We start from the raw sequence: 12,516 nt of genomic DNA, 5'->3' as shown, positions 1-12,516 counted from the left end.
ATATTAAATACTATTGATATCAATATTAATAATAAAATGAACTTCATTTAACCTCTAAAAATTTTTCTTGTGTTTGTTATACTATAAATACAGTATAAATTTTACAACTATTATATCAAATCAAATGTAAATTATATACTTTTTTGTAACTTTCATATCATATTTATGCTAACTTACTTATAGAAGATAAGTGGCATATAATTTAGTTTTCATATAAAATATTTTTAAAAGTGTAAATAATGAGAGGTGATATATCATGGATATTAAAATATATAAAGAAGAACAACAAGATTATACTATTGTAGAAGAAGTGATTAAAAAAGCTTTTGAAAATGCTGAACACACAGACCATTGTGAACATAATTTAGTATCAAAATTAAGAAGAAGCCCTGAGTTTATTCCAGAACTTTCTCTTGTTGCTAAAGATAAAAACCTTATTGTTGGACACATTCTTTTTACTAAAATGTTAATTAAAAATCATGATTGTGAATATGAAGCTTTAGCATTAGCTCCATTATCAGTACTTCCTGACTATCAAAATAAAGGAATTGGAAGTAAACTAATAAATGAAGGTAATAAGATAGCAAAAGAACTTGGTTTTAAAGCTGTAATTGTACTAGGTCATGAAAAATATTATCCTAAGTTTGGTTTTAAAAAAGCTAGTAATTATAATATTAAGGCACCATTCGAAGTACCAGATAATGCATTTATGGCACTAGAGCTTATAGCTAACGGATTATCTAGAGTTAGTGGTACTGCCATATATTCTAAAGCATTTTTTGAAATATAATCAATTTGTTAATTTTAAAGTAATTTCATAATAAATATTATAAATGAAAATAGATGAAATAAAACTTTTTATACAAGCTTTATTTCATCTATTCTTTAATTATAAAGTTATACCTGGGAACATTAAATTTTTCTCTACTTCATCATATCCAAAGGATTCATAGAGCTTTATGGCACGTTTATTTAATTGCCACATTTCACAAGATTTATGCCCCAAAACAATAATCAGATATTAATGCTAATATAATTAGACCAGTTAAAATAAATAAGTTTATTATTAGAAAAAATGTATTCAAAGTTAATAATATGTTTTTGTTCCTATCCATTTTGCAGCTTTTAGTTGAAAAACGTATGAGAAATAAATTTACTAATATTAATGCAATAAAAACTAAAAAAATTATAATTGTATCTAAATTTAAAAAACTATCTATTTAATTCTCCTCCAATTATTTATAAATATAAATTCCATAGTCCTCCCCAATTCTTTAACTTTAAGTTGCAACAGCATTTATTACATATACTTCCTTTAATTATAATGTTTACAGAAAATTAAAACAATAAAGGAAGTTAAAGAGTTTAAATTTGCTATAGGTAAGAGGTGTCCTCATTGTAATGGTGAATATATATTAAGGCATAAATATAATGGTAAACAAATATACATTTGTAGAACCTACTGGAAGAGTTTTAGTGACTTTACTAACTTAAAAGCAAGAAAACATTAGATAAGTGGCTTAAATATGTTAAGTGTATGCTTAATGGCTACTTTGTAAGTAAATCTGCTGAAATAGTGGAAATAAATATAGCAACAAGTTTCTTTTGGAGATATAAAATTTCTGATTATATAAGTACATTTTTATGTGAAGGACATGTTGATGAGGTTATTGAAGCAAACTAAGTGTTCTTTGCTTATTCTTATAAAGGAATTAAACCTAATTGTATGCTAAGAATTGAACGAAAGGAGATAGAATTCATATGAAAAATTTTTTAACAACTAAAACTTTAGGTGTTATTGGTGCAATTTCATGGACTGGAACAATTATTTTAAGAGAGACAACACTAAATAGTATTCAAGTATTGAATTTTATATTAGGTATTGCTCCAAATATTGCGGCAGCATGGCTTTTTGCTTTTTCAATGGAAATTACTTATTCTACACTATTAAAAAGAAAGTTTAAAATTAAAGACGCTCTTACAATATCGATGACTATTTGGTTATTGAGTTTAGGCTCAGAAATTATCCACGATTTATTTCTAAATAGCCCATTTGATATAAATGATATAATAGCAACAGCCTTTGCTTTAATAATTTTCTTGATAATTTTTTATTTAAATAATAAAGATTTAAATAGTAAAGTACACAACAATAAAGAGTATTATTCATAACAGATGAATTAAATCCCAAGAAGGACAAGTCTGAACTTGTCCTTTGATTTATATTTAATTATCAATAATGGTTTAAAACAAAGCCAAAACTCAAGATTATTTCAAAACTCTACTAGTTCTATAAGAATTTCATTCTATTAAGAAATTGCTTGTAACCTTCTAAATTCTAGTGTTTTTAAGATATCACTATATGCTCCCCTTTGCACCACTTTACCAGACTTCATAAGAATGATCTCATCAAATTGTTCAAGTTGTTGTTGAGATAATTTATGGGTTACCATAACTATAGTCTTATCTTTTATACTCATTAAAGTATTCTGTAAAACTTCTGTTGTGTTCATATCCATTGCTGAAAAAGGCTCGTCCATAATACATATTGGAGTATCTGCACTAAGTATACGGACAATATTTACTATTTGCTTTTCTCCTCCACTTAACTGTTGACAATTCTCCTTATATTTTATATCTTCTAGCATATTTAAATTTAAATTATCCACAATTTCACTAATTTTAGTGTTATTATATGAGGAAAATACCGAAGCATTGTTTATAAAATTATCTGCAAATATATGCTCATTTTTTATATTTCTATATAAAAGTAGCTAGTAAAACTTAATATATTTTACTAGCTACTTTTGTATTAGGTTCCACAATAGGTTCGGTATGGACAACTTGATGGTTCAGGTAATTTAGAATAATAATCCTGTTCTTTAGAGTGAGCATAAGGTTTTGAAAGTGCATCTAAAAGTTGTTCCATCACACTATAATCTTCTTGCTCTACCGCAGCTTTTAGTGCTTCTTCTACCCTGTGATTACGTGGAATTACTGCTGGATTACTACTTTTCATAAGCTCCTTTGAGGAGACTTTTGATTCCTCTTGTCTTGTTAATCGCTCCTGCCATAACTTATACCACTCATCAAATTCCGCTTTTCCAAACAGCACTGTATCCTCTATGTTATCAAAAGTTAATGCACGGAAGGTATTAGTATAGTCTGCACTATACTTCTGCATTATACCTAGAAGTCCTTCAATTAGAGACTCATCCCCAGGCTCTTCGTTAAATATGCCAAGTTTTGCTCTCATTCCAGAAAGCCAATTACGCTTATACAATGTAGTAAAATCTGAAATTGCATTCTGTGCTAACTTGAGAGCTTCCTCCTGATTAATATGCAACAATGGTAACAGTGTTTCAGCAAACCTTGCAAGATTCCATGCCCCAATATTAGGTTGATTACCATAAGCATATCTACCATAAATATCAATGGAACTAAATACAGTTGCAGGGTCATAGGCATCCATAAAGGCACAAGGACCATAATCAATTGTTTCTCCACTAATTGTCATGTTATCAGTGTTCATTACCCCATGAATAAAACCAACCAGTTGCCATTTTGCAATAAGCTCAGCTTGATTTTTGATTACCTCTTGAAGCAAGAAAAGATAACGGTTTTCTTTATCATCTGCTTCTTTAAAATGCCTTTGTAAAGTATAGTCAGCTAAGGCTCTAAGTTCTTCAATTGTACCCCATTTTGAAGCATATTGAAATGTACCAACACGTATATGGCTGGCAGCTACCCGAGTCAGTATTGCACCAGGTAACTCCGTTTCCCTTATTATTGACTCCCCTGTTGTAACTACAGCTAGACTACGGGTGGTAGCAATACCCAGTGCATTCATTGCCTCACTTATAATGTATTCTCTTAGCATTGGACCTAGTGCTGCTTTACCATCGCCTCTTCGTGAATATGGAGTTTCACCTGAACCCTTAAGTTGAATATCAAATCGCTCACCTAATGGAGTGATGTGTTCTCCTATCAGTAAAGCTCTTCCATCACCTAACATGGTAAAATGCCCGAATTGATGTCCTGCATATGCTTGAGCAAGAGGTATAGCACCTTCTGGAATCTTGTTTCCTGCAAGTATATCTACTCCATCAGTACTTTGTAGTCCCTTAGCATTTAGTCCTAAAGAAGTTATTAACGAATAATTCAGTGCAACTAATTTTGGTGAAGGTACTTGGCTTGGGCTCTGTCTAGTAAAAAATATTTCTGGAAGGTGAGCATAACTATTGTCCAAGTTCAAACCTGTTTCTGTTTCTGTTTCTATTACTACTTCCCTTTCTTTCATGCTATCTCCTTTTCTTCTTTTATTTTTATACAATCTTTTTACATGAAACAAAAATCATAGCTTCTATGATTTTTTAGATATAAACTTCTATAATACCTTAACTCCTTTTAGTTTATACTTATAAAATTTTATTATTCCAGCTATATTTCTCTTTAGCTCATAACTCTTTAATAACTTAATCTATAAATTTGTATTTCATCTCTTTATAAGGACAATTTACTCCAAAGAATTCATGTTCTCTAAATTATCTTTAATTTATTACTTTTAACTATTAGAATATTATTATGTTTTAACTGGTCAGTTATATAATTAATATATTTCAAATTCAAATTCAAATTTCTATTATATTCTTTTATAAATATTATTTATTATAAATCTTCGATAATTTTTTAATACGATGAATAAGCTCTCTACGTACATTTTCAGGGCCTAAGCATTCACATTTATCTCCAAATCCTAGCAAAATATTGTATCCTAAGTCATCTTCTACAAATGGAAAATTAACTATAAATTGATCATTGCCATAAGGCTTAATATTTTCTTCCCCACAGCGTTCAACCATTTGCTCTCTAAGAGACCAATCAACCAAAAGTTTAATTGTGATAAGTCTTTTATCTATCCAACCACTTCCATCCAATGGTTTTTCTTGAAATTCTCGTGGTACAAATGTAGAATCTGAAACTTAAAGATTTGAAATTCGAGATAGTTTAAAAACACGAAAATCATTCCTCAAAGTGCAGTAACCTTGTAAATACCAATTTCCTTCTTTTAATATCAATTTATAAGGTTCAATGCAGCGATTATTTTTTTCTCTTTTCCCACTATAATATTCAAATAATAGATATTTACTGTCATTTAGAGCTTCTTTTATTTTTTCAAGGTTTGGTTGAAAATTTTTATTTCCCATCCATGTGGTGAGATCTATGATTATTTGATTTGCTTTTAATTCAATATCCTTAAATTGTTCTTTTGGAAGTAAGCTTTTTACTTTTTCTAGCGTATCTATAATTTCTTTATGAGATAGCGTTGTCGAAATGCTTCCAAGTCCCATTAACAGTGTTGAAATATCCGAAGTAGTAAAAAATTTTTTATCTACTTTATATTCAGGTATTATGCTAATACCACCATTAACACCGCTGTGAGTAACAATTGGTATACCTGCTAAAGATATTGCTTCTATATCCCTATATATGGTTCTAGGTGTAACCTCAAACATTTCAGCAAGTTTTGTTGCACTGATTCTTTCACAATTTAGTAATATCACGACTATGGACATTAATCTATCTATTTTCAATTGTATCGCTCCTTAAAATCATATATACACTAATTTTAAAAACTTGACATAATGGTGTCAAGTTTTGCGTGCTATATTAAAACTATAGAAGGTATTCTATAGTTTTAATATACTTATAAGAGGAGGAATATAAATGGATTTTTTACAAGAATTTAATAGAATTATGACAGAGCAAGGTGAGATAGCTTTAGCAACTTGTGTAGACAATATCCCAAATGTTAGGATTGTAAATTTCTATTATGATACTAAGAAGAAAGGGATCGTGTATTTTTCAACTTTTAAAGATAATAAAAAGGTAGAGGAATTTTCGAAAAACAATATAATAGCATTTACCACTGTTCCACCTAAGGGGAATGAACACATTCGAGTTACTGAGGCAATAATTCAAAAAAGTAATTTAACAATATATGATTTAAAAGATGGATTTGTTAAAAAAATTCCTGATTATGAAATGACAATAGAACAAGTTGGAGATCAGTTGGTTCTTTATGAAATTCATTTTAAAGAAGCTGCAGTGACATTAGATTTAACTCACTCTAGTAACATAATTTTATAATCTCAAAAAAACTGTCCTACTAACTTTTACAGGTAGTAGGGCAATTGTTTTATTAATTAATCAATTTACTATAGACAAATGACAGATTTTTATTTGAAATAAGTTCCTACCCTAAATTAATAATACTTTATTTTTTCCTAGCAGATATTATAAGAAATATTGGTCTTCGTAATTCATGTTTCATTTCTGTGTTTGTTTTTAATAATTCCGGATCTGGCTTTGGTTCAATAATCTCTACTATTTCAAAGCCTGATTGAATAAGGCTATTTACATAAGTTGTAATAGTTCTATGATATTTTAAAACACCCTCGCCTAAAAAATTAGTCTCACGTATTCCTTCATAGAAATAGTTATCAACTGGCCAGTGCAATATATTCCCCTGCTCATCATTATACCAATTTTGTTTTTCATTAGATGTAAAGATAGGATGTTCAACTGAAAAAACAAAATTTCCACCGCTTGTAAGACAAGTATTAACTTTATTAAAAATATCTTTAATTGATTCTATATAATGAAATGCTAATGAGCTAATGACTACATCAAATGTATCTTCTGGATAATTAATATTTTCAATTGGCATTTTAATATATTCTATTGATGTGTATTTTGTATTCTTTTTAGCCTCACTGAGCATTCTTTCTGAAATATCGATACCTACTACAGACTTTGCACCTTGTTCAACTGCATATCTACAATGCCAACCAAAACCACAACCTAAATCTAAGACACGTTTATTATCTAAGCTCGGTAACATCTTTTTAAATACATGCCATTCTCCTGCTGCTTTCAATCCCCCAACTGAACGTGGCATTTGTTTGTATTGATTAAAAAAATCTATATTATCATATTTATTCTCTTTCATAATTTATCCTCCCAATTCTTTACTTATATCATATAGTTTTCTAATAATCCTATTAAATTCTGTATGAATAACTATGTTATAAAAATAATACTACAACACAAGTTAATAAAGTTAGTACATAAACAATTCTGTCTCATTTATAATCTTGTATAAGGCATCTGAAAATAAATAATAAGTCAAAGATGGGAAGTATATTTTGAGTTAGACAAGGAAACAGGTTCCACAGATAGTAGAACTATCTAAGAATTCTGTTGACTCATTATAACACAAAATAGACGAGTATTCTGACTTATTTATTTTTTGAAGATGCCTAAATAAAAGAGATATTTGCTTTTATACAAATATCTCTTTTATTGTTTATCTTTTTAATAATCTATATTTTCTTATTATTCTTCTTATACTACTTTCAGAAAGATAGTAGCTATTAGCCAGCTCTTTAACTGAGACTCCTAAAAGAAATTTATCATATATTTCTATATTTCTTTTAACTAACTCATCTTTAAAACCACTATCTTCCCCCCAAGATTTTTTATTATCATCTTTTGTCGGTATATATAAATATATTCCATCAGCATACTGTTGAAGTTTTTCTATAATATCATTTGGTAATATATTTTGTGCATTTTCATATTTCATATTTTTGCTCCTATTCACTATTATTAATGTAAATACTGATGCAAAAACTGCACAAAACTATTTTGATAAACTGTTAATTTCTAAAATAGCTCCTAACAAAATATGTTCTGTACTCTACAGTTTTTGCTCGGAGCTTGATGCAATTACTAAATGATCTGTACTATACATATATTGTCCCCCCTTAATAAAAAACACTTTACTAATATACTTTAACATAAATATAATATAATTTTATATTAAGCACTGTAGGATTAATAGATCAATAAAAACTTACTAATTAGTAATCTTCCTTAAAATATTATAAACAAAATTCATCCTCTAAAAACTTAATAGTTTCTGATATTCTCTTCTTGTTTAGCTTGTAGAATACCTTATTATCTTGTTTAGATATTTCAACTAAATTTAATAAAAGTAAATTATTCATGTGATAAGAAACACTGGCATTTGAAATATTAAATTTCTCAGCTATCTCTTGTCCATATCTCTTATCATCTAATATATACTTCATAATGCCAAACCTTGTTTTGTCACAGAGGTTTTTAAGAATTTTAAGATATGTTTCCATATAATCATTTTGATTAATAATTTCCTTATGATAAGGTCCTACTACTAGATAGCAATTTTCTGTATTGCTTCTTAAGGTAAAGTAGATTAAATAACTATCAAAGTAGGAATTAGCTATATATATTTTTTTGAAGTCTTTTAAACTGATAAAATTATTTGTATATTCCTTGATAAATTCAACTCCTGTAGAATTAATTCCTTTCGTTATATAGTTATTAATTTCATCAATAAACTTACTTTGCTTCTTGTATAACTTATTAAATGTAGGAATATAATCTTTGATTAAAATGATAAATTCCTGTTTATATTTCTCAATATTATCTATAAAGCAGTAAATATCCCATTTTGATGACTTATTAATATCAAGTTCTTTGATAAAATTTAAAGTATTCTCTTTATTGTTTGCAATCTTTTCTATACAATAATCATCATTTTTAAGTTTGTCATCTATCAACGTCTTTACCAAGATTGTTTTTAATGAATGTTCGCTTATATCCTCAATAAAATTAATATATTCTTCAATAGATTTGCTTTCCCATATTTTTTCAAAAATCATAAAAGCTCTAAAGATTTTTGATTCATTATCAAAAAAGAAATCCATTTGCTCTTTCTTATCATTGTGTATTTCATTTATATAGTAATACTCCTCTTTGAGTTCTTTTTTTAATGTTATTCCAAAGATGCTTATATGCTTTTCAAGTATGTGTACATTCCACCCAAGATAAAGACTAGTAAATAAACTATAAATCTCCCCTGCCTTTGGGCTAAAAATTATCTCCATCTTTTTTCCTCCATTAATGCTGAGTCACTATACGTATTTGACTATTTCCTTGGCAATTTCTCACTATCAAAGTTATAAATTTTTAAGTTTATATTAATTAAAGATATTTTTTAAACCACATTACTGCCTGCTCCATCATACCTGTAGTTATTTTATGATCTACCTTATCTTCTTCTATAAACTGAAACTCCTCTGGATTTTCAACATATAATGGTAGGATTTTATTAAAAAATATCCTTTGGCTTTCAATTGGTACTGAAGTATCCTCTGTACCATGTAGTATTAAGATAGCTCTTTCTTTTAATTTATCTCCATTATTCATAGGATCGTAGTATTCTATTAGTTTCTTATTATCTTCACTGACTTGAGGCAAATAATCCTTTTTAATAGAGTCCTGCCATGCAAAGTTTCCATTAAATCCAACAAGACATTTTATATTAGGATTATCAATAAAAATTCCACCAGCAGTAATTGCCCCCATAGAACTACCAGTAATTCCAATCCTTTCAGGATCAGCTTCATGATCCTTTATAATTGACTCTATAAATTTTTTAGATTCCACAACACTTTGAAGTATTATTTTCCACAAATATCTTTCAAGATTTTGTGAATCATCATGATCAATTGGATCTCTATCTCCATGATGTAGTGCATCTGGTACAATTACTTGATATCCATTAGTAGCAAGTATTAATGCTTTAAATCTTATAAAATCTTTACTTGAGTGCCATCCATGATAAAAAATCACTGTTGGCATTAACCCTTTATATCCCTTCGGCTTAAATTTTAAACATGAAATCCCATTAATTTCTTCCTTTGTAGTGGTAATAAAACTATTTTCATACTCAAAAATTGACCACAGCATTTTCATAACCCCCTATTATTTATCATCAAACTTAACTTATTTAGATGTATTTTAAAAATCATTTTAAAATACTATCTAAATAAATTGTAATCTACTCATATTCTATTGTCAATATTTACAAATTTATAAAAAGCAATTCACTGTAAGGATATTAGCATTTTTCCTAAAATTAATTTCTTATTAACTAAGTACTTATATTAAATAAAAAGATGGTTTTATATTTCCCAAAATTACAAGTTCCATAGACTAAAGCCTATAAAAAAATTGGGTACTAATCAGCACCCAATCAATCTAAAATTAATTTTACTTATTTATTTCAATAGTAAATTCCTCTCCTACCTGTTTGAAATCATTGCTCATTTTTCCACTCTCTTTAGGGAAAGCTACTGCATAAGGCGTAAGTGTTAATGTCTTTGCATCATCTGAAATATTAAATCCCTTCATTATTCCTTTTCCATGAGATTGGCTTGTAAGCTTAAACATAATTTCATTTCCTAAATCATCTTTTCCTCTTAATTCAATATCATATGTGACTCCTTTACCCTCTGCTGAATAATAAATTCTTTGTCCTACTGCATTACTAGTGTATTTTTCTAATATTACTTTATTGCCATTTTCTAATTTAAAATCATAATCTATATTACTCTCTGTTGTCTCTATAGTTAACTGATCTCCATTAGTTTTAAATTCAAATAACCAAGGTCCTTTTCTTTTCTCTACTTCATTAATATATGCATTTTCATATTCTATCTTTACATTTAAATCCCCGTTTGGAATCTCTTCATTTAATTTATAGGACATTACGCTCTCCATGGTATAATCATCTATTTGTTTAGATGAACCACCTACGCCACCAAATATATTCTTACCATTTATATAAACAGTTTCTTCTGTTCCTATATGGCCAGGTTCTTCTAGTTTAGTGTCTAACTTTAAAGTTGTGGAAACAATTAATTCATCCTTATTTAGGATAACTTCATTTAATTGAATTGTTACTCCATCTTTAGTTATAGTCTTACCCACTATAGTTTTATAATCTGATAAATCTTTATTAGTCCCTAAGTAATTGCCTATATCAAAGGCCATTAATCTTATCTTTGCTACTGCCTCATTTCCAATATTAGTTCCAAACAATGTAACCGCTAGTACTCCTGCAGCTACTGCTACTGCAACCCCTTTGTTTTTCCTATTTCTACCTTTATGAATAGTTTTCTTAAATCTGTTTTTTATTCTTCTCTTTTCAATATCATTAAAGCCTTCTTTTTCTAATTCCTCTAAATTTATTGAGTTATCATTCAACATATCATATATATTCTTTGCCATAATACTATCCTCTACTTTCTACAATTTTGAATAATTTTTTATTTTCATTTTTCCTCTAGACAGTCTGTTATAGATTACGTCTTTTTTAAGTCCTGTTTCCTTACTTACCTCATTCATATCTTTTTCTTCCACATATAATTTAATGAAAAGTTGTCTATCTTCTTCCTTTAAACAATTTAATAATTCTTCTAAATCCTCATTTAATTCCTTCGAGGTAAGCTCCTTATGAGCAGAATCTTCTACACTGATATTTAAATCTTCTATATTGTCATATTCCAAATTTTTTAAATATTTTCTCTTATAGTCAATAGCTTTATACTTTGCAACTCCAGCTAACCAGTTCTTAAATTCACTTCTACTTTCATCAAAACTATCTATGTTATTCCAAATGGCTAAAAGTATATCATTTATACACTCTTCTTGATGATCAACTAAGTTATACAAATGTTTTCTTACTGTAGCCTTAATAATCCACCCATAGTTGTCTAGAACATATTCTATGGCTTCTTCATTTTTCATTTTTAGCTGATTTATAAAATTTTTATCAGAAATTCTCATTTTTTACTCCTTCTATTAAACAAGCTTGTTTTTACCTTACACTATATACTTCGCTTCAATTAAGACCAATTCTATCAAAATAATAAATTTCTTTTAAAAACAAAATAAGACCCCTACATTACTTTGTAGAGATCTTATTTTAATTTACGCACTGCTCTCAATATTTTTTAATGCTGTCACAAGTGAATTCATGCATTCTTTTTGAAGTGACACGGTCACTTTTCTTAAAAAATCTATTTTAAGAAATTAATTTGCAAAATTAATTTCAACTACAATCGTCAATTTTCCATTCTCGATTCTCCATTGATTAAGCTGTAGCGAAGAACAGTGTTCTCCAGAAAAGCCAAATCATATTCATATAATTATGGTGGTAGTATTTGATTGTGCTATATTTAAAGAACTGGTGAACAATGTTCGACCCTACAGAAAACTAGCAATTGTAGTCTCTTAATAATATTGATTAAATTTATTAGTATTATTCCAAACTATACTGCACCTCAGGGGAACCCTTATACAATTGAGAATTGACGATCGACAATGGACAATTATTGATACTTCTCCTTTATGGAGAAGCCTGAAATTGTTTTATTAAAAATCTATCTAAAAAAATTAATTTACAAAATTAATTTCAACCATAATTATCAATTTTCCATTCTCAATTCTCAATTGATTAAGCTGTTCCCCAGAGGTGAAAAGCTAGCAATATAATTGGTAGTAAAAATCAGTTAAATAAATTAGCTCATAAAGAATTAGTTTTAATCACACAAAATTTTTTCT

The 12,516-nt window shown here is 28.2% G+C and carries 11 protein-coding genes and 2 pseudogenes; 4 read left to right on the top strand and 9 right to left on the bottom strand.

What is annotated here, in order from left to right; translation table 11 throughout:
• The first annotated feature begins 256 nt into the window (after nt 1–256).
• The 3 genes and pseudogenes from ACY1IQ_RS00155 (at nt 257) to ACY1IQ_RS00145 (ending at nt 2,172) form a co-directional block, all read left to right on the top strand.
• Complete coding sequence (locus ACY1IQ_RS00155; RefSeq protein ID WP_461612043.1) at nt 257–790, top strand: GNAT family N-acetyltransferase; 534 nt, start codon at nt 257–259, stop codon at nt 788–790.
• 559 nt (nt 791–1,349) lie between these two features.
• A pseudogene (locus tag ACY1IQ_RS00150) lies at nt 1,350–1,747 on the top strand (transposase); the annotation flags it as partial.
• A gap of 14 nt (nt 1,748–1,761) precedes the next feature.
• The gene (locus ACY1IQ_RS00145; protein ID WP_461612042.1) at nt 1,762–2,172 is read left to right on the top strand and encodes a hypothetical protein; all 411 of its coding nucleotides are present in this window, start codon (nt 1,762–1,764) and stop codon (nt 2,170–2,172) included.
• Between the two features lie 137 nt (nt 2,173–2,309).
• On the opposite strand, the gene ACY1IQ_RS00140 is transcribed toward ACY1IQ_RS00145, so the two are convergent.
• The 3 genes and pseudogenes from ACY1IQ_RS00140 to ACY1IQ_RS00130 form a co-directional block, all read right to left on the bottom strand.
• Nucleotides 2,310–2,723 (bottom strand): ATP-binding cassette domain-containing protein, encoded by a 414-nt coding sequence (locus ACY1IQ_RS00140; RefSeq protein WP_461612343.1) that lies wholly within the window; start codon nt 2,721–2,723, stop codon nt 2,310–2,312.
• Nucleotides 2,724–2,812: 89 nt separating this feature from the next.
• Nucleotides 2,813–4,300, bottom strand: a complete 1,488-nt coding sequence (locus ACY1IQ_RS00135; RefSeq protein WP_461612041.1) for a protein adenylyltransferase SelO — start codon at nt 4,298–4,300, stop codon at nt 2,813–2,815.
• 361 nt (nt 4,301–4,661) lie between these two features.
• Nucleotides 4,662–5,594: pseudogene (locus ACY1IQ_RS00130) on the bottom strand (helix-turn-helix transcriptional regulator).
• A 133-nt stretch (nt 5,595–5,727) separates the two neighbouring features.
• On the opposite strand from ACY1IQ_RS00130, the gene ACY1IQ_RS00125 reads away from it, so the two are divergent.
• A complete protein-coding gene (locus tag ACY1IQ_RS00125) occupies nt 5,728–6,150 on the top strand; it encodes a pyridoxamine 5'-phosphate oxidase family protein (protein WP_461612040.1) in 423 nt (140 codons plus the stop codon).
• 127 nt (nt 6,151–6,277) lie between these two features.
• Here the strand turns inward: ACY1IQ_RS00125 and ACY1IQ_RS00120 are convergent, their stop codons facing one another.
• The 6 genes from ACY1IQ_RS00120 to ACY1IQ_RS00095 form a co-directional block, all read right to left on the bottom strand.
• Nucleotides 6,278–7,012, bottom strand: coding sequence for a methyltransferase domain-containing protein (locus ACY1IQ_RS00120; RefSeq protein ID WP_461612039.1), 735 nt, complete (start codon nt 7,010–7,012; stop codon nt 6,278–6,280).
• A gap of 357 nt (nt 7,013–7,369) precedes the next feature.
• Nucleotides 7,370–7,648, bottom strand: a complete 279-nt coding sequence (locus ACY1IQ_RS00115; RefSeq protein WP_461612038.1) for a CD3324 family protein — start codon at nt 7,646–7,648, stop codon at nt 7,370–7,372.
• 298 nt (nt 7,649–7,946) lie between these two features.
• A complete protein-coding gene (locus ACY1IQ_RS00110; RefSeq protein ID WP_461612037.1) occupies nt 7,947–8,993 on the bottom strand; it encodes an ArsR/SmtB family transcription factor in 1,047 nt (348 codons plus the stop codon).
• 97 nt (nt 8,994–9,090) lie between these two features.
• The gene (locus ACY1IQ_RS00105; protein ID WP_461612036.1) at nt 9,091–9,858 is read right to left on the bottom strand and encodes a prolyl oligopeptidase family serine peptidase; all 768 of its coding nucleotides are present in this window, start codon (nt 9,856–9,858) and stop codon (nt 9,091–9,093) included.
• A gap of 303 nt (nt 9,859–10,161) precedes the next feature.
• The gene (locus ACY1IQ_RS00100) at nt 10,162–11,181 is read right to left on the bottom strand and encodes a DUF4179 domain-containing protein (RefSeq protein WP_461612035.1); all 1,020 of its coding nucleotides are present in this window, start codon (nt 11,179–11,181) and stop codon (nt 10,162–10,164) included.
• 18 nt (nt 11,182–11,199) lie between these two features.
• On the bottom strand, nt 11,200–11,739 hold the full coding sequence (locus ACY1IQ_RS00095) for a sigma-70 family RNA polymerase sigma factor (protein ID WP_461612034.1): 540 nt from the start codon (nt 11,737–11,739) through the stop codon (nt 11,200–11,202).
• Between the last annotated feature and the right edge of the window lie 777 nt (nt 11,740–12,516).

The organism is Clostridium sp. Marseille-QA1073 (assembly GCF_054863625.1).
This window is presented reverse-complemented; position numbering and strand designations above follow the sequence as displayed.